Source organism: Micromonospora vulcania (assembly GCF_042658605.1).
In the GTDB taxonomy this organism is placed as follows: domain Bacteria; phylum Actinomycetota; class Actinomycetes; order Mycobacteriales; family Micromonosporaceae; genus Micromonospora; species Micromonospora vulcania.
The window spans coordinates 52,453-69,288 of the sequence record NZ_JBHSQS010000020.1; the positions used below are offsets into that span (position 1 = coordinate 52,453).

17 protein-coding genes are annotated in these 16,836 nt (G+C 72.2%); 2 read left to right on the forward strand and 15 right to left on the reverse strand.

Annotation, left to right across the window (positions count from 1 at the left end; all coding sequences use genetic code 11):
• From ACFQGL_RS25690 to pyrR, 6 genes are read right to left on the reverse strand one after another with little or no spacing between them, the layout of a single operon-like run.
• Positions 1 to 1,086, reverse strand: a complete 1,086-nt coding sequence (locus tag ACFQGL_RS25690) for a quinone-dependent dihydroorotate dehydrogenase (protein ID WP_377515012.1) — start codon at positions 1,084 to 1,086, stop codon at positions 1 to 3.
• The gene (carB, locus tag ACFQGL_RS25695; RefSeq protein ID WP_377515013.1) at positions 1,083 to 4,430 is read right to left on the reverse strand and encodes a carbamoyl-phosphate synthase large subunit; all 3,348 of its coding nucleotides are present in this window, start codon (positions 4,428 to 4,430) and stop codon (positions 1,083 to 1,085) included. The genes ACFQGL_RS25690 and carB overlap by 4 nt, the downstream gene beginning before the upstream one ends.
• Entirely contained in the window at positions 4,423 to 5,568 is a 1,146-nt protein-coding gene (carA, locus tag ACFQGL_RS25700) for a glutamine-hydrolyzing carbamoyl-phosphate synthase small subunit (protein ID WP_377515014.1), read from the reverse strand. Before carA ends, carB begins: the two co-directional genes overlap by 8 nt.
• Positions 5,568 to 6,845, reverse strand: coding sequence for a dihydroorotase (locus tag ACFQGL_RS25705; RefSeq protein WP_377515015.1), 1,278 nt, complete (start codon positions 6,843 to 6,845; stop codon positions 5,568 to 5,570). The genes carA and ACFQGL_RS25705 overlap by 1 nt, the downstream gene beginning before the upstream one ends.
• Entirely contained in the window at positions 6,842 to 7,768 is a 927-nt protein-coding gene (locus ACFQGL_RS25710) for an aspartate carbamoyltransferase catalytic subunit (protein WP_377515016.1), read from the reverse strand. The genes ACFQGL_RS25705 and ACFQGL_RS25710 overlap by 4 nt, the downstream gene beginning before the upstream one ends.
• Positions 7,765 to 8,349 carry a bifunctional pyr operon transcriptional regulator/uracil phosphoribosyltransferase PyrR gene (gene pyrR / locus ACFQGL_RS25715; protein WP_377515017.1) on the reverse strand — a complete coding sequence of 195 codons (585 nt, stop codon included), beginning with the start codon at positions 8,347 to 8,349 and terminating at the stop codon, positions 7,765 to 7,767. Before pyrR ends, ACFQGL_RS25710 begins: the two co-directional genes overlap by 4 nt.
• 288 nt (positions 8,350 to 8,637) lie before the next feature.
• Between pyrR and bldD the strand changes: the two genes are divergently transcribed.
• Positions 8,638 to 9,126, forward strand: a complete 489-nt coding sequence (gene bldD, locus ACFQGL_RS25720) for a transcriptional regulator BldD (RefSeq protein ID WP_007458348.1) — start codon at positions 8,638 to 8,640, stop codon at positions 9,124 to 9,126.
• Between the two features lie 76 nt (positions 9,127 to 9,202).
• On the opposite strand, the gene nusB is transcribed toward bldD, so the two are convergent.
• From nusB to aroB, 4 genes are all read right to left on the reverse strand, one after another.
• A complete protein-coding gene (gene nusB, locus ACFQGL_RS25725; protein ID WP_377515046.1) occupies positions 9,203 to 9,613 on the reverse strand; it encodes a transcription antitermination factor NusB in 411 nt (136 codons plus the stop codon).
• A 23-nt stretch (positions 9,614 to 9,636) separates the two neighbouring features.
• Complete coding sequence (gene efp, locus ACFQGL_RS25730; protein WP_377515019.1) at positions 9,637 to 10,194, reverse strand: elongation factor P; 558 nt, start codon at positions 10,192 to 10,194, stop codon at positions 9,637 to 9,639.
• An 83-nt stretch (positions 10,195 to 10,277) separates the two neighbouring features.
• Positions 10,278 to 10,718, reverse strand: coding sequence for a type II 3-dehydroquinate dehydratase (gene aroQ / locus ACFQGL_RS25735; protein ID WP_377515020.1), 441 nt, complete (start codon positions 10,716 to 10,718; stop codon positions 10,278 to 10,280).
• A complete protein-coding gene (aroB, locus tag ACFQGL_RS25740; RefSeq protein ID WP_377515022.1) occupies positions 10,715 to 11,794 on the reverse strand; it encodes a 3-dehydroquinate synthase in 1,080 nt (359 codons plus the stop codon). The genes aroQ and aroB overlap by 4 nt, the downstream gene beginning before the upstream one ends.
• Before the next feature lie 206 nt (positions 11,795 to 12,000).
• Here aroB and ACFQGL_RS25745 point away from each other — a divergent pair, with 206 nt between their 5' ends.
• Complete coding sequence (locus ACFQGL_RS25745; RefSeq protein ID WP_377515024.1) at positions 12,001 to 12,729, forward strand: alpha/beta fold hydrolase; 729 nt, start codon at positions 12,001 to 12,003, stop codon at positions 12,727 to 12,729.
• 13 nt (positions 12,730 to 12,742) lie between these two features.
• On the opposite strand, the gene ACFQGL_RS25750 is transcribed toward ACFQGL_RS25745, so the two are convergent.
• From ACFQGL_RS25750 to ACFQGL_RS25770, 5 genes are all read right to left on the reverse strand, one after another.
• Positions 12,743 to 13,246, reverse strand: coding sequence for a shikimate kinase (locus ACFQGL_RS25750; RefSeq protein ID WP_377515026.1), 504 nt, complete (start codon positions 13,244 to 13,246; stop codon positions 12,743 to 12,745).
• Positions 13,246 to 14,424: a chorismate synthase gene (aroC, locus tag ACFQGL_RS25755; protein WP_377515027.1), complete on the reverse strand. Its 1,179-nt coding sequence runs from the start codon at positions 14,422 to 14,424 to the stop codon at positions 13,246 to 13,248. Before aroC ends, ACFQGL_RS25750 begins: the two co-directional genes overlap by 1 nt.
• A gap of 140 nt (positions 14,425 to 14,564) precedes the next feature.
• Positions 14,565 to 15,221 (reverse strand): class I SAM-dependent methyltransferase, encoded by a 657-nt coding sequence (locus ACFQGL_RS25760; RefSeq protein WP_377515028.1) that lies wholly within the window; start codon positions 15,219 to 15,221, stop codon positions 14,565 to 14,567.
• 63 nt (positions 15,222 to 15,284) lie between these two features.
• Entirely contained in the window at positions 15,285 to 16,205 is a 921-nt protein-coding gene (locus tag ACFQGL_RS25765; RefSeq protein ID WP_377515029.1) for a glycosyltransferase, read from the reverse strand.
• Entirely contained in the window at positions 16,202 to 16,774 is a 573-nt protein-coding gene (locus ACFQGL_RS25770) for a glycosyltransferase (protein WP_377515047.1), read from the reverse strand. The genes ACFQGL_RS25765 and ACFQGL_RS25770 overlap by 4 nt, the downstream gene beginning before the upstream one ends.
• Positions 16,775 to 16,836 lie beyond the last annotated feature (62 nt).

Genomic DNA, 16,836 nt, shown 5'->3' on the forward strand with positions numbered 1-16,836 from the left:
CTAGATCGACGCGTCGTGGGGCGGCGCGGACGCGTCGTGGGGCGGCGCGGACGCGGCGTGGGGCGGCGCGGACGGCGGCGCGGTGTGGGCTGCGGCGCGGATCAGGGCTGGGCCTCGGTAGATGAAGCCGGTGTAGAGCTGTACCAGGGCGGCGCCGGCGTCGAACATCCGCGCCGCGTCGTCCGGATCCAGTACCCCGCCGACTCCGATGATCGGCAGTCGGCCGCCGGTCTCGCGGTGGACGAAGGCGACCACGTCGCGGGCCCGGCCGGTGAGCGGCCGGCCGGAGAGCCCGCCGGCCTGCGCGCCGCGTTCGGCGTCGACGCTGGCGAGCCCGTCCCGGGCCAGGGTGGTGTTGGTGGCGATCACCCCGGCCGCGCCGCGCGCCAGGCAGACCTCCAGCAGCTCGGCGATCGCCGCCTCGGTCAGATCAGGCGCGATCTTGACCAGCACCGGCTTCTCCCCGACCAGCGCGGCGAGCAGCGCGTCCAGGTGCGCCCGGTCCTGCAAGGACCGCAGACCCGGGGTGTTCGGTGAGGAGACGTTCACCGCGAAGTAGTCGCCGTGCCCGCGCAGCGCCCGGTACGAGGCGAGGTAGTCCTGCACCGCCTCGTCCAGCGGCGTGACCTTGGACTTGCCCAGCGAGATGCCCAACGGCACGCCGATCGGGCGCGGCAACGCCGCCAGCCGGGCGGCCAGTGCGGCGGCGCCGGCGTTGTTGAAGCCCATCCGGTTGACCACCGCCTCGCTGGCCGGCAGCCGGAACAACCGCGGCCGGGGGTTGCCCGGCTGGGCGTGCGCGGTGACCGTACCGACCTCGACGAAGCCGAAGCCGAGCGCCGGCCAGGCCGGCAACGCCGCCCCGTCCTTGTCCATCCCGGCCGCCAACCCGACCGGGTTGGGGAACCGTACGCCGAACACCGTGCGCGGCGCGTGGACCGCGTACCGGGCCCGCAGCGCCGCGAGCGCCGCCGGCCGCCGGGACAGCGCGGTCAACCGCCGCAGCGTCCACTCGTGTGCCGTCTCCGCGTCCCCGCCGCCGATCCGGAACAGCTGCGGCCGTACCACCCGCTCGAACAGGGTCACTGGGCGGCCCGCAGGGTGGCGTGCAGGTCCTGCAGCGGGCGGACCTGCATGTCGCCCCGGATACGCGCCTCGATACCCATCACGGCCGCGGCGGCGCCGGGGACCGTGGTGATGCAGGGGATGTCCCCGGTGACCGCGGCGCTGCGGATCTCGTAGCCGTCCGAACGGGCGCTGGCACCCGAACCCTGCGGCGTGTTGATCACCAGTGCCACGTCGCCGCCGAGGATCAGCGACACCGCGTCGTCCCCCTCGCCCGCCTGGTAGTGCTTGCGGATCTGCTCGCAGGCGATGCCGTGCCGACGCAGCACCTCGGCGGTGCCGGTGGTCGCCACGATCTCGAAGCCCAGGTCGGCCAGCCGCTTGATCGGGAAGATCATGCCGCGCTTGTCCCGGTTGGCCACCGAGACGAAGATCTTCCCGGCGGTCGGCAGCGAGCCGTACGCGGCCGACTGGCTCTTGGCGAAGGCGTGCCCGAAGTTGGTGTCGATGCCCATCACCTCGCCGGTGGACTTCATCTCCGGCCCAAGCAGCGAGTCGATCCCCTTGCCGGAGCGGGTACGGAAGCGCTTGAACGGCAGCACCGCCTCCTTGACCGCGATCGGCGCGTCGGCGGGCATCGTCCCGCCGTCCCCGGTCGCCGGCAGCAGGCCCTCGGCACGCAGCTCGGCGATGCTCGCGCCGAGCGCGATCCGGGCCGCCGCCTTGGCCAGCGGCACCGCGGTCGCCTTGGAGACGAACGGAACGGTCCGCGACGCCCGCGGATTGGCCTCCAGTACGTAGAGCACGTCGTCCTTGAGCGCGTACTGCACGTTGAGCAGACCGCGGACGCCGACGCCCCGGGCGATCGCCTCGGTGTAGCGGCGTACCTCGGCCAGGTGCGAGCCCGCGAGGGTGATCGGCGGCAGGGCGCAGGACGAGTCGCCGGAGTGGATGCCGGCCTCCTCGATGTGCTCCATCACCCCGCCCAGGTAGACCTCGCCGTCGGCGTCGCACAACGCGTCCACGTCGATCTCGATGGCGTCGTCCAGGAACCGGTCCACCAACACCGGGTGGTCCGGGGAGATGTCGGTGGCCCGACCGATGTAGTCCCGCAGCGTCGGGTCGTCGTAGACGATCTCCATGCCGCGCCCGCCCAGCACGTACGACGGCCGGACCAGCACCGGGTAGCCGATCTCGTCGGCGATCGCCTTGGCCTCGTCGTATGACGTCGCCATGCCGTGCGCCGGCGCGCGCAGCCCGGCCCGGGCCAGCACCGAACCGAACGCGCCGCGCTCCTCGGCCAGGTGGATCGACTCCGGCGAGGTGCCGACCACCGGTACGCCAGCGTTCTTGAGCCGCTGCGCCAGCCCCAGCGGGGTCTGCCCGCCGAGCTGCACGACCACCCCGACGACGCCCGGTCCGCCGGCCGCCCGGCCGGAGGTGTCCTCCGCGTGCCAGACCTCCAGCACGTCCTCGAAGGTCAGCGGCTCGAAGTAGAGCCGGTCGGCGGTGTCGTAGTCGGTGGAGACGGTCTCCGGGTTGCAGTTGACCATCACGGTCTCGAAGCCGGCGCCGCGCAGCGCCTGCACCGCGTGCACGCAGGAGTAGTCGAACTCGATGCCCTGCCCGATCCGGTTCGGGCCGGAGCCCAGGATCAGCACCTTCGGCCGGTCCGACGGCACGACCTCGGTCTCCGAGTCGTACGTCGAGTAGTGGTAAGGGGTGGTCGCCTCGAACTCGGCCGCGCAGGTGTCCACGGTCTTGTAGACCGGGCGCACGTCCAGCCGGTGCCGCAGGGTCCGTACGCCGTCCTCGGCGGCCAGCTCCGGACGCAGCGCGGCGAGCTGCCGGTCGGACAGGCCGGCCCGCTTGGCGTGCCGCAGCAGGTCGGCGTCGAGCACCGGGGCGTCCACGATCTCCGCCCGCAGCTCGACCAGCGCGGCGATCTGGTCCACGAACCACGGGTCGATCCCGCCGGACGCCGCGGTGACGTCCGCGATCGACGCGCCGAGGCGCAGCGCCCGCTCGACGGTGTAGAGCCGCCCGTCGTGCGGGATCCGCAGGGCGGCCAGGGTGTTCTCCAGGGTCGCGCCGCGTGGGTCCGGCACGGTCCAGAAGCCGGCCTCTTTGGTTTCCATCGAGCGCATCGCCTTGTTCAGCGCCTCGGCGAAGTTGCGCCCGAGGCTCATCGCCTCGCCCACCGACTTCATCGTGGTGGTCAGTTCCGGGTCCGCGCCGGGGAACTTCTCGAACGCGAACCGGGGGATCTTCACCACCACGTAGTCCAGGCTCGGCTCGAAGGCGGCCGGGGTCTTCAACGTGATGTCGTTGGGGATCTCGTCGAGGGTGTAGCCGATGGCCAGCTTCGCGGCGATCTTGGCAATCGGGAAGCCGGTCGCCTTGGAGGCCAGCGCGGAGGACCGGGACACCCGGGGGTTCATCTCGATCACGACGATGCGCCCGTCGGCCGGGTTGACCGCGAACTGGATGTTGCAGCCGCCGGTGTCCACCCCGACCTCGCGCAGCACCGCGATGCCCAGGTCGCGCAGGCGCTGGTACTCCCGGTCGGTGAGCGTCATGGCCGGGGCCACGGTGACGCTGTCGCCGGTGTGCACGCCCATCGGGTCGACGTTCTCGATCGAGCAGACCACCACCACGTTGTCGTGCCGGTCGCGCATCAGTTCGAGCTCGTACTCCTTCCAGCCGAGCACGCTCTCCTCGATGAGCACCTCGTGCACCGGGCTGGCGGTCAGGCCGTCACCGGCGATGCGGGCCAGGTCCTCCGGGGTGTGCGCCATGCCGGAGCCGAGACCGCCCATGGTGAACGACGGTCGGATCACGACCGGCAGGCCCAGCTCGGCGGCGGTCGCCTCGACCTCGTCCATCGAGTGGCAGACCCGCGAGCGCGGCACCAGGCCGGTCGGGTCCTGGACACCGAGGCGGACGCCGGCCTTGGCCACGATCTCCTTGAACAGCTGGCGGTCCTCGCCCCGGTTGATCGCGTCGATGTTCGCGCCGATCAGCTCCACGCCGTACTTCTCCAGCACGCCGGCCTCGTGCAGGGCGACCGCGGTGTTCAGCGCGGTCTGCCCGCCGAGGGTGGGCAGGATCGCGTCCGGGCGCTCCTTGGCGATGACCAGTTCCACGAACTCGGGCGTGATCGGCTCGACGTAGGTGGCGTCGGCGAACTCCGGGTCCGTCATGATCGTCGCCGGGTTGGAGTTGACCAGGCTGACCCGGATCCCCTCGCTGCGCAGCACCCGGCACGCCTGGGTGCCGGAGTAGTCGAACTCGCAGGCCTGCCCGATGACGATCGGCCCGGAGCCGATCACCAGGATGTGCTTGAGATCATTGCGCTTAGGCATTCTTGCCGCCCTCGATGAGTTCCGCGAAGCGGTCGAAGAGGTAGTCCGCGTCGTGCGGGCCGGCCGCCGCCTCCGGGTGGTACTGGACGGTGAAGGCGGGCACGTCCACGGCCCGCAGCCCCTCGACCACGTTGTCGTTGAGGCAGACGTGCGAGACCTGGACCCCGCCGAAGTCGGTGTCGATCACCTGGTCGGGGACCACCGCGCCGGGCACCTGGCCCGACACGTCGACCGCGAAGCCATGGTTGTGGCTGGTCACCTCGACCTTGCCGGTGGCCCGGTCGAGCACCGGCTGGTTGATCCCCCGGTGGCCGTAGCCGAGCTTGTAGGTGCCGAAGCCGAGCGCACGGCCGAGGATCTGGCTGCCGAAGCAGATGCCGAACAGCGGCACCTGCCGCCGCAGGGCCTCCCGGGCCAGCGCCACCGGCCCGTCGGCGGTCGCCGGGTCGCCCGGGCCGGGCGAGAGGAAGATCGCGTCGGCGCCGGTGGCGAGCAGGTCCTCGATGCTCGACGAGGCCGGCAGCACGTGCGTGGTCACTCCGCGCGCGGCGAGTCGGCGCGGCACGTTGCGCTTGATGCCCAGGTCCAACGCGGCCACGGTGAACCGGTGCTCACCGACGGCCTCGACGACGTACGGCTGCGGGGTGGTCACCTCGGCGGACAGGTCCGCGCCGACCATCTGCGGCGCCTGGCGGACCCGGGCCAGCAGGCCACGCGGGTCGTCGTCGACGCTGGAGATGCCCACCCGCATCGCGCCCCGCTCGCGCAGGTGCCGGGTCAGTGCCCGGGTGTCCACGCCGCTGATGCCGACCACACCCTCGGTGGCGAGCCGGTCTTCGAGACTGCCGGTGGCCCGCCAGTTCGAGCCGATCCGGGCCGGGTCGCGGACCACGTACCCGGCCACCCAGATGCGGCCGGACTCGTCGTCCTCACCGTTGACGCCGGTGTTACCGATGTGCGGGGCGGTCTGCACCACGACCTGTCGGTGGTAGGACGGGTCGGTGAGGGTCTCCTGGTAGCCGGTCATGCCGGTGTTGAAGACCGCCTCGCCGAAGGTCTCCCCGACGCTGCCGTACGCCTCGCCGGGGAACGTGCGCCCGTCCTCGAGGACGAGGATCGCGGGCCTGCGCTTGACCATTAGTTGACAGCCTTTCCGTCCAGGACCGTCGGCTCGCCACGCAGGAAGGTCGCCACGATGCGACCCGGCAGCGTCATGCGGGCGTACGGGGTGTTGCGACTGCGACTGGCCAGCTCGGTCGGCTCGATGGTGCGGCGAGCCGACGGGTCGACCAGGGTCAGGTTGGCCGGCACACCGGGTGCCGGGTCGATGCCGTGCCCGGTCAGTCCGGCGATCCGGGCCGGGGTACGCGACATCCGCTCGGCGATCAGGTCCCACCGGGGGCCGAGCACCTCCAGCGCGATGGACAGGGCCGTCTCCAGGCCGAGCATGCCCGGCCGGGCGTACGCCCACTCGCACTCCTTGTCCTCCACGGCGTGCGGGGCGTGGTCGGTGGCGATCACGTCGAGCACCCCGTCGGCGAGGGCGGCGCGCAGCGCGGCGATGTCCGCGGCCGTACGAAGCGGCGGGTTGACCTTGAAGACCGGGTCGTAGCTCTCCGCCCGCTCGTCGGTGAGCAGCAGGTGGTGCGGGGTGACCTCGGCGGTGACCCGTACGCCCCGCGCCTTGGCCTGGCGCAGCACCTCGACGCTGCCGGCGGTGGAGACGTGGCAGACGTGCAGCCGGCTGCCCACGTGCTCGGCGAGCAGCACGTCCCGGGCGATGATGGCCTCCTCGGCGACCGCCGGCCAGCCGATCAGGCCGAGCCGGGTGGAGACCTCGCCCTCGTGCATCTGCGCGCCCTCGGTGAGCCGGGGCTCCTCGGCGTGCTGGGCGATGATCCCGTCGAACGCCTTGACGTACTCCAGGGCACGGCGCATCAGCTTCGGGTCGGCGACGCAGTGCCCGTCGTCGGAGAAGATCCGCACCCGGGCCGCGGAGTCGGCCATCGCGCCCAGCTCGGCGAGGCGTTCGCCGGCCAGCCCGACGGTGACCGCGCCGATCGGCTGCACGTCGACCAGCCCGGCCTCGCGGCCGAGCCGCCAGACCTGCTCGACGACGCCGGCGGTGTCCGCGACCGGCGAGGTGTTGGCCATCGCGCAGACCGCGGTGTAACCGCCCAGCGCCGCCGCGCGGGAGCCGGACTCGACGGTCTCGGCGTCCTCCCGGCCGGGCTCGCGCAGGTGGGTGTGCAGGTCGACGAGGCCGGGCAGGGCGACCAGCCCGGTGCCGTCGATGACGGTGGCGTCCGGCGCGGACAGCCCCGGGCCGACCTCGGCCACCACGCCGTCGCGGATCAGCAGGTCGGTCGGTGCGGCGCCGACGACGCTCACGCTGGTGATCAGGTACGCGGTCACCGGTTGTTCCCTCCGAGCAGCAGGTAGAGGACGGCCATCCGTACGGAGACCCCGTTGGTGACCTGTTCGACGATGGTGGAGCGGGGTGAGTCGGCCACCTCGGGGGTGATCTCCATCCCCCGGTTCATCGGGCCGGGGTGCATGACGATCGCGTGCTCGGGCAGCCGGCGCATCCGCGGCCCGTCCAGCCCGTAACGGCGGGCGTACTCGCGCGCGGAGGGGAAGTAGGAGTCGTTCATCCGCTCCCGCTGCACCCGCAGCATCATCACCACGTCCGAGCTGGGCAGCACCGAGTCCAGGTCGTAGGAGACGTTGGTGCCCGGCGCCAGCGCGCCCGCGATGTCGACCGGGATCAGCGTGGGTGGGCCGACCAGGGTGACCTTGGCGCCGAGGGTGGAGAGCAGCAGCACGTTCGACCGGGCCACCCGGGAGTGCAGCACGTCCCCGACCACCGCGACCGACAGGCCGGCCAGCCGGCCCAACCGGGCCCGCATGGTGTACGCGTCCAGCAGCGCCTGGGTGGGGTGCTCGTGGGTGCCGTCGCCGGCGTTCACCACCGAGCCGTCCACCCAGTTCGCCAGCCGGTGCGGCGCACCGGAGGCGGGGTGCCGGACGACCACCGCGTCGGCGCCCATGGCCTGCAGGGTCAGCGCGGTGTCCTTCAGGCTCTCGCCCTTGGCGACGCTGGACCCCTTGGCGGAAAAGTTGATCACGTCGGCGCTGAGCCGCTTCGCCGCCGCCTCGAAGGAGATCCGGGTGCGGGTGGAGTCCTCGTAGAAGAGGTTCACCACGGTCCGGCCGCGCAGCGCGGGCAGCTTCTTGATCTCCCGGCCGGCGACGGTGGCCATCTCGCCGGCGGTGTCCAGGATCTCGGTGGCGGTGTCGGCGTCGAGGTCCCCGCCGGAGAGCAGATGCTTGATCATGAAGGGTTCCCCCCGTACAGCTTGACCTCGTCCGTTCCGTCGGTCTCGGCGAGCGTCACCTTCACGCTCTCGGCGAGCGAGGTCGGGATGTTCTTGCCGACGTAGTCGGCTCGGATCGGCAGCTCCCGGTGGCCGCGGTCGACCAGGACCGCGAGCTGCACGGACGCCGGACGGCCCACGTCGTTGAGCGCGTCCAGCGCGGCCCGGACGGTACGGCCGGAGAAGAGCACGTCGTCGACGAGGATGACCCGCTTACCGTCGATGCCCCCGGCCGGCAGTTCGGTAGGGCCGACCGCGCGGGTGGCGTGCCGGCGCAGGTCGTCACGGTAGAGAGTGATGTCCAGCACACCGACCGGGACGGCGACGTCCTCGAAGGTGCTGATCCGGGCGGCGAGCCGCCGCGCGAGGGGGGTGCCCCGGGTGGGAATCCCCAACAGCACGGTGTCGGCGGCGCCCTGGGTCTTCTCCAGGATCTGGTGTGCGATGCGGTCGACCACGCGTTGCACGTCGGCGCTGGCGAGGATCACCTTCACCGAGGGTTGTCGCGGTGGTGACGAGCGGGCAGCCGGTGGGTATGCCACGGCGGACCTCCTTCCCCGCCTCACGGGACGGGTCGTTAAAGGATGTCGGGCACCTCCGGCCGGACCGTGGACGGACTCGGGCCGGGGCTTCACGCCACGTTACCAGTGGTCACCGGGCCGATGACCGGCACCCACTGACCACCGGATCAGGCTCACGAAATGGGGATAACTCCCTCGGTGCTCCTCAACGGTAATGTCACGACCACTTGACCACGTGTCGCATTCCCCGTACCGTCACGCTCCGTAGCGATCGACGGGAGAACCCCGAGCAGCACTGGGAGTGTCCGAATGCCCTCTGAATACGCCAAGTCTCTGGGCGCCCGCCTGCGCTCCATCCGCCAACAGCAGGGTCTCTCCCTGCAGGGTGTGGAGGAGAAGTCGAACGGGCGGTGGAAGGCCGTGGTGGTCGGCTCGTACGAGCGTGGCGACCGCGCCGTGACCGTGTCTCGTCTGGCCGAGCTGGCCGAGTTCTACCGCGTCCCCGTCTCGGAACTGCTGCCCGACGGCAGCGGGGTCCGGCACGAGCCCACCAGCAAGATCGTCCTGGACCTGGAGCGGCTCTACGACGAGGCCTCCGAGGACCTGGCCTACGTCGCCCGCTACGCCCGCGCCATCCAGCAGCAGCGCGGTGACTACAACGGCCGGGTGCTCTCCATCCGCGCCGACGACCTGCGGGCGCTCGCGATCGTCTACGACGCCTCGCCGTCGGGTCTGATCGAGCGGCTCACCGAGCACGGTGTGCTGGTCGCCGACCCGCGGGCGTTCTTCGCCTCCTGAGCAGTCGATCCACCAGAAAGGGCCCGTGCCGGACGGCACGGGCCCTTTCTGTCGTACGGGTGCTGGGCGGGCGCGCTCAGCGGGTGGCGTACTCGGCGATCCGGCCGAGCACCCCGTTGAGGAAGCGCGGCGAGTCGTCGGTCGACATCTGGCGGGCCAGCTCGACGGCCTCGCTGATCGCGACCGCGTCGTCGATCTCGTCGACGTAGAGCAGTTCGTAGACCGCGATCCGGGCCAGGTTGCGGTCGACGACCGGCATCCGCTCCAGCGTCCAGCCCTCGGCGTAGCTGGCGATCAGCTCGTCGATCCGGTCCAGGTGCTCGGCGACCCCCTCGACGAGGCCCACCGCGTACCCGAGGTGTTCCGGCCGGGGCTGCTCGATCCGCTGCAGGTAGCCGGCCAGCACCTCGACCGGGGGGCGGTCCCGCAGGTCGGCCTCGTAGAGGACATCCAGCGCCCGCTTACGCGCCTTGCGGCGCGCCGGCATCTGCTGTTTGGGACCCTCAGCCATCAGGCGCGGCCGAGGTAACGGCCGTCGCGGGTGTCGACCTTGATCTTCTCACCGGTGGTGATGAACAGTGGCACCGGCACGGTGGCGCCGGTCTCCACGGTCGCCGGCTTGTTGCCGCCGGTCGAGCGGTCGCCCTGCAGACCGGGCTCGGTGTAGGTGACCTCCAGCACGACGCTGGTGGGCAGCTCGATGTAGAGCGGAACACCCTCGTGGGTGGCGACGGTCGCCTCGGCCTCGGGCAGCAGGTAGTTGGCTGCCTCGCCGACGGTGCCGCCGGGGACGGTGATCTGGTCGAAGGTCTCCAGATCCATGAAGACGAAGTCCTCGCCGTCGGCGTAGAGGTATTGCATCGTGCGCTTGTCCACGGTCGCGGTCTCGACCTTGGTGCCCGCGTTGAAGGTCTTGTCGACCACCTTCCCGGACAGCACGTTCTTCAGCGTGGTGCGCACGAAGGCACCACCCTTACCGGGCTTGACGTGCTGGAACTCGACGACGGCCCAGAGCTCGCCGTCAAGGTTGAGTACCAGGCCGTTTTTGAGGTCGTTGGTGGAGGCCATTTCCTGCCTTGATCATCAATTGGCGGACAGACCCTACGAGTCTACTAGCTGCGTCGAATCGCCCGGCCCCCCGCTCGGGGCGCTCAACCGTCGGCCGGCGCGAGGCCGGCCAGATGGTGCAGAGCAAGACGATACCCGCCGATGCCGAGCCCGCAGATCACCCCGGTCGCCACCGCGGAGACCACCGAGTGGTGCCGGAACTCCTCGCGGGCGTGGATGTTGGAGATGTGCACCTCCACCAGCGGCCCCCGCAGCATGGCGCAGGCGTCCCGCACCGCGTACGAGTAGTGCGACCAGGCGGCCGGGTTGAGCACCACGGCGGCGCCCTCGTCGGCGGCCCCGTGCAGCCAGCCGAGCAGTTCGTGCTCGGCGTCGGTCTGCCGGACCGTCACGTCGAGCCCCAGCTCCTTGCCGGTGTGCTCGCAGAGGGCCACCAGGTCGGCGTAGGTCGTCGCGCCGTACAGCGTGGGCTCGCGGGTGCCGAGCCGGCCCAGGTTCGGCCCGTTCAGGACGTACACCTTCACGCCGTCGCCACCTCGTCGTAGGCGGCGGCCAGCAACGCGTCGGTCGGGCCCTCCAGCATCGCCGGGCGGGCCAGCCCGTCCAGCACCACGAAGCGCAGCCGGCTGCCCCGGGCCTTCTTGTCCACCCGCATCGCGGCCAGTAGCTGCGGCCAGGCGTCGGCCGGATAGCTCACCGGCAGACCCAGTGCCGCCAGCACGGTGCGGTGCCGCTCGGCGGTCGGGGCGTCCAGCCGGCCGGCGAGCCGGGCGAGCGCGGCCGCGTACACCAGACCGACCGAGACGGCGTGGCCGTGCCGCCAGCGGTAGCCCTCGACCTGCTCGATCGCGTGGGCCAGCGTGTGGCCGTAGTTCAGCACCTCGCGCAGGCCCGACTCGCGCAGGTCGCCGCTGACCACGTCGGACTTGACGCGGATCGCCCGCTCGATCAGCTCCCGGGTCACCGGCCCACGCGGGTCGGTGGCCGCCGCCGGGTCGCGCTCGACGAGGTCCAGGATCGCCGGATCGGCGATGAGGCCACACTTGACCACCTCGGCCAACCCGGCAGCCAGATCGGTGCCGGGCAGGCTGTCCAGGGTGGCCAGGTCGGCCAGCACGCCGGCCGGCGGGTGGAACGCGCCCACCAGGTTCTTGCCGGCCGCCGTGTTGATCCCGGTCTTGCCGCCCACCGCGGCGTCCACCATGCCGAGCAGCGAGGTGGCCACCGGAACCCAGCGCACCCCACGCAGCCAGCAGGCCGCGACGAAACCGGCCAGGTCGGTCACCGCGCCGCCGCCGACCCCGACCACCACGTCGGTACGGGTGAAACCCGCCGAGCCGAGCCGGTCCCAGCAGGCGGCGGCCACGTCGATCTGCTTGCCCGCCTCGGCGTCGGGCACCTCGACCAGCAGCGGCTCGACGCCGGCCGCGCGGAGCCGTTCACCGAGCGCGTCCGCGAGGGCCTTGAGCGGGGGCGCGTGCAGCACCGCCGCCCGGCTCGCGCCGGGCAGCAGGCCGGGCAGCGCGTTCAGCAGGTCGCGTCCGACCAGCACGTCGTACGGCCGCTCGCCGCCGACCGGGATCCGGGTCACCTCGTCCATCGCCGGCAGCCTAGTCCAGCGGACGCCGCGGCCGTGGCGGTTGCCCACCTGCTGGCCGGGTGGCCCAGTCCGCGAGCAGGCGGGCATGCTCGGCCACCGCGGCGCGCAGAGCGTCCGGATGCCGCACGGGCCACTCCTTCAAACCGGGCGAATTCTGTCCGGATTCGGTCGTACGGTCTGTCGGTAACCGAGAGAAGGAGCGACAGGTGGCGACGTTCGTACTGGTTCCGGGTTTCTGGCTGGGTGCGTGGGCGTGGCGGGAGGTGACCGGGGCGCTGCGGGCGCAGGGGCACGAGGTGTACCCGATGACGCTGACCGGGCTGGCCGAGCGGGCTCACCTGGCCGGGCCCGAGGTGACCCTGGAGACCCACACCACCGACATCGTCCGGCTGATCGAGGTCGAGGATCTGCGCAACGTCCTGCTGGTCGGGCACTCCGGCGGCGGGATGCCGGTCGCCCAGGCGGCGGACCGGATCCCGGACCGCATCGCCCGGGTGGTCTACGTGGAGAGTGGGCCGCTGCCCGACGGCACGGCACAGTTCGACACGGTGCCGCCCGAGGAGCAGCAGCGGCTGCGGGCCGCGATCGGCGACGGACACCTGCTGCCGCCACCGGCCTGGGACCCGGCGGCCGACCCGACCAACCTGGCGGGGCTGGACGAGTCGACGTTGGCTCTGCTGCGGGCACGGGCCACCCCGGAGCCGCTGCGGGCGGCGACCGATCCGGTGCGGCGTACCGGCGGCCGTCCGGTGCCGACGGCGCTGGTCGCCAGCACCTTCCCGCTCACCGTGGTCGAGGAGATGATCGCCCAGAAGCATCCGCTTTTCGCCGGGCTGACCGGCGGCCGGTTGTTCGAGGTGCCCACCGGGCACTGGCCGATGCTCAGCGAGCCGAAGGCCCTGGCCGACGTGCTGGACTCGGTCGCCCGAGGCTGAGCCAGCAGCCGCGTCAGCGGGGCAGCAGTGCGGCGATCTCGGCGACGATGTCCCGTGGCGTCCGGCCGTCGGTGGTCACCGTGGTGGTGGCCACCTCGGCGTAGAGCGGCCGGCGCTGGTCCATCAGGTGTTTCAGGGTGGCCCGCGGGTTGATCGCCAGCAGCGGCCGCCCGGCGCCGAGCCCGACCCGCTTGACCGCGTCGGGCAGCTCGACCGAGAGGTGCACCACCCGGTGCCCGACCAGGGCGGCCCGGTTCTCCTCGGCCAGCACCGCGCCGCCGCCGAGGGCGAGCACCCCCGGGCTGGCAGCCAGCGCCGCGGCCACCGCGGCCCGTTCGAGGGTACGGAAGTGCGCCTCGCCCTCGTCGATGAAGATCTCCGGGATGGGCTTTCCGGCCATCTTCTCGATGTCGACGTCGGTGTCGCGGAACTCCACCCCGAGGACGTCGGCGAGCGCCTGCCCCACGGTGGTCTTGCCGCACCCCGGGGCGCCGACCAGTACGACGACCGGAGCCATCAGCGGATCACCAGCGCATCGAGGTAGCCGGCCAGGTTGCGGCGGATCTCGGCGACCGAGTCCCCGCCGAACTTCTCGGTGGCCGCCTCGGCCAGCACCAGTGCGACCATCGCCTCGGCGACCACCGCCGCGGCGGGCACCGCGCAGACGTCCGAGCGCTGGTTGATCGCGGTGGCCGGCTCGCCGGTGGTGACGTCCACGGTGGCCAGCGCGCGGTTCAGCGACGAGATCGGCTTCATCGCGGCGCGGACCCGCAGCGGCTCACCGGTGGTGATGCCGCCCTCCAGCCCACCGGCCCGGTCGGTGACCCGGCGGACGCCGGTGGCCGACGGGATGATCTCGTCGTGCGCCTCGGAGCCCCGGGACCGGGCCTGGTGCCAGCCGTCGCCGATCTCCACTCCCTTGATCGCCTGAATCGACATCAGCGCGGTGGCCAGCCGGGCGTCGAGCTTGCGGTCCCACTGCACGTGACTGCCCAGCCCCGGCGGCACCCCGTACGCCAGCACCTCGACCACACCACCCAGGGTGTCGGCGGCCTTCTTCGCGGCGTCCACCTCGGCGACCATCAGGGCACTGGCCTGCGGGTCCAGGCAGCGCAGCGGGTCGGCGTCGATCCGGGTGGCGTCCTCCGGGCGCGGACGCAGCCCGGCCTTCACGGCCACCGGACCCAGTTCGACGACGTGCGAGACGATCTCGATGCCGAGCGCCTGGCGGACCAGCGCCTTGGCCACCGCGCCGACGGCGACCCGGGCCGCGGTCTCCCGGGCGCTCGCGCGCTCCAGGATCGGTCGGGCGTCGGTGTGGCCGTACTTCTGCATGCCGGCCAGGTCGGCGTGGCCCGGCCGGGGCCGGGTCAGCGGGGCGTTGCGGGCCTGCCGGGCCAGCTCGTCGGGGTCCACCGGGTCGGCGGCCATGACCGTCTGCCACTTGGGCCACTCGGAGTTGCCCACCCGGATCGCCACCGGGCTGCCCAGGGTGCGGCCGTGCCGCAGGCCGCCGATCACCTCGACCTCGTCCCGCTCGAACGACATCCGGGCACCACGGCCATAGCCCAGCCGGCGGCGGGCCAGCTCGTCGGCGATCTCGGTGGTGCTCACCTCGATGCCGGCGGGCACCCCCTCCAACAGCGCGACGAGGGCGGGACCGTGCGATTCACCTGCAGTCAACCAGCGCAACACAGCGGTCAGTCTGTCACGGCGAGCCACCGGCACGTTGCGCTGCCCGCCGCGTCCCGCCCTGCGGACGCGAAACCCATTTCAGGCAAATTCGATCTGCACTTGTTCCGCGTGTCGTACCGAGCCTGGCGGCGAACGTTCGCTCAGTGCTTTCGAATCGCGATGATCGACTTCGTCAGACCCAACAGATGCTCGTTGCGGATGACGGCGTCCGGAAACAGATAACGGAGTTCGGCGCGACCGATGAGTTCGGTCGTCAGGACCTGTTTCATGGCCGCCTCGTACGTTTTTCCCGGGGTATAGGCGAGCGGCCACCGACGCGCCATCAGGACCCGGGCCGACACCGGCAGGAACTGCATTCCGGGCGCCACCCAGTGCGGCTCGACCGGGAAGTACCGGTACGGCGTCTGGACCCAGTACGCGCTCCCCAGCTCGCGGACCGCCTCCGCCATCCGCCGACGGCGCTCGTGGCCACCCACGTGCTCCAGAACGCTGTTGCTGAAGACGAGGTCGTACCGGCGGCTCAGGATGCTCTTCGGCAACTCGCAGGCATCGGCGTGGTCGGCCTCGGCCCAGTCGGGCAACTCGGTGGGCAGCGGCTCCAGGTTGACCACGTGGACGCGCGCCGGTCGGACGGGGACCCGCGCCCAACTCTCCACCCGGCCACCCAGGTCGAGCACGGTCATGTCGGCCAGGTTCGGGAAGGTGTCCGACAGCCAGGCCGCGCGCCGCGCCCGCCGTTTCGCGCCGAGTGAGGTCGGCGAGTCGACGAGACGGAACCTGAGCGAGTGGAGTCCCATGGGTGAGCATCCTTCGATGTGCTGGTGGTGCCCGATAAGGATGGTGTTGCGTCTCCGAGTGGGTCAGATGCCCCGGCCACGCTTGTGCAGCGTGCGCAGCACCGCGTCGGCACGGACCACCCTCCCGGCCACCGCGAGCGCCAGGTAGGCACGGGGCTCGCGCGGGTTGCGCCGCAGGGCGTGCCGGGCCCAGCGCAGCGCCCCCCGACGGTCGCCGGTCGCGGCGCGGGCAAAGGCGATCTGCCCCGAGACCCGCGCCTCGCCGGCCGGCTGGGTGCCGAACTCCGGGTAGCGCTGCAGCAGCCACTGCAATGCCTCGGAGATGGTGTCCCAGCGCTGCGCGAAGTAGGACCGCTTGTGCCAGCGCACCAGCACATACGGCGTACACAGGTTGACCAGTGGCGCGCTGCGCGCGGCGCGCAGCAGGAACTCGTAGTCCTCCGCGTAGCTGCCGGGGATCTCCTCGTCGACCAGCCCGAACCCGGCGCGCAGCGCAACGGCGCGGATCAGGAACGTGGACGGGTGCAGCTCGGTCATCCGGTCGCGCAGCAGATCGGCGAGGGTGACCGAGTCCCGGGCCAGCACCCGGTCGACGGCGTTCCCGTCGTAGCTGACCCGGATGCCGCAGCTGACCAACTCCGCGTCGGGGGCCTCGGCCAGCGCCTCGACCTGGGCCCGTAGCTTGCCGGGCAGCCACTCGTCGTCGTCGTCGCAGAACGCGACGAGTTCCCCGGTCGCGGCGAGGGTCCCGGAGTTGCGCGCGCCCGCCAGACCGGGGGTGCGCTCGTTGCGGATCACCCGGACCTGGCGGTCCAGGCGGGACAGCTCGGTCAGCGAAGGGTCCGGTTCGGACTGGTCGTGGACCACCACCACCTCGACCGGGCCGGGGTAGTCCTGATCGAGGATGGCGCGCACCGCGGCCCGCAGCAGCTCCGGACGGTCCCGGGTGGGCACCACCGCGCTCACGCTCGGGTGGTCGGTCATCGCCGCTCTCCGATCCGGTCCGGCCGTGCCCACGGCCGCCACCGCACCCGCTGCCGCTGCCCGGTCGATGCGGCCACCAGGTCCTCCACGATCCGCCCCACCTGCTCGACCGCCGCCCGGCGGGCCTCGGACGCGTCCGGGTCGGCCGCGACGGCGAACCGGGACGGGTCGGCGAGCCCGGCGGTGAGCGCCTCGAACAGCGCCTCCCGGGTCTCCACCAAAGCCACCAGGCCGGCCGCGCCCAAGCGACGGGCGAACAACTGCTGGTGGTCGTCGACGTGCTCGCCCCCGGCCGGGTCCCGGGGCATGACGATCGGCAGGTGACCCTGCCGGCGGGCCTCCAGGATGGTGGCCGGGCCGCCGTGGCAGAGCACCAGGTCCGCCTCGGCCATCGCGGTCTGAAGCTCGTCGTGGCCGAGGAAGGTCACCGCCCCGGGGACCACCGGCGCCCGGGTGTGGCCGTGCTGCACGGTCATCTCGACGTCCTCGCCGACCGCGCGGTGCCACTCCTCCAGCCAGCGGACCAGGCGGTCGAACGGGTGCTTGTCGGTGCCGACGGCGACCAGCAGGCGTGCCGAGGCGAGGTCGCCGGCGCGGCGTGGTCGGGGTGGCCCGGCTACCGGCGCCGGTC

What these genes read in the sequence shown, in the direction of transcription:
- ACFQGL_RS25750 (WP_377515026.1), bottom strand. Translation starts at nt 13,246, where the DNA reads ATGGCTCCGGTCGTCGTACTGGTCGGCGCCCCGGGGTGCGGCAAGACC.
- carB (WP_377515013.1), bottom strand. Translation starts at nt 4,430, where the DNA reads ATGCCTAAGCGCAATGATCTCAAGCACATCCTGGTGATCGGCTCCGGG.
- efp (WP_377515019.1), bottom strand. Translation starts at nt 10,194, where the DNA reads ATGGCCTCCACCAACGACCTCAAAAACGGCCTGGTACTCAACCTTGAC.
- ACFQGL_RS25710 (WP_377515016.1), bottom strand. Translation starts at nt 7,768, where the DNA reads ATGATCAAGCATCTGCTCTCCGGCGGGGACCTCGACGCCGACACCGCC.
- aroB (WP_377515022.1), bottom strand. Translation starts at nt 11,794, where the DNA reads ATGGACGAGGTGACCCGGATCCCGGTCGGCGGCGAGCGGCCGTACGAC.
- carA (WP_377515014.1), bottom strand. Translation starts at nt 5,568, where the DNA reads ATGGTCAAGCGCAGGCCCGCGATCCTCGTCCTCGAGGACGGGCGCACG.
- nusB (WP_377515046.1), bottom strand. Translation starts at nt 9,613, where the DNA reads ATGCCGGCGCGCCGCAAGGCGCGTAAGCGGGCGCTGGATGTCCTCTAC.
- ACFQGL_RS25765 (WP_377515029.1), bottom strand. Translation starts at nt 16,205, where the DNA reads ATGACCGACCACCCGAGCGTGAGCGCGGTGGTGCCCACCCGGGACCGT.
- bldD (WP_007458348.1), top strand. Translation starts at nt 8,638, where the DNA reads ATGCCCTCTGAATACGCCAAGTCTCTGGGCGCCCGCCTGCGCTCCATC.
- ACFQGL_RS25760 (WP_377515028.1), bottom strand. Translation starts at nt 15,221, where the DNA reads ATGGGACTCCACTCGCTCAGGTTCCGTCTCGTCGACTCGCCGACCTCA.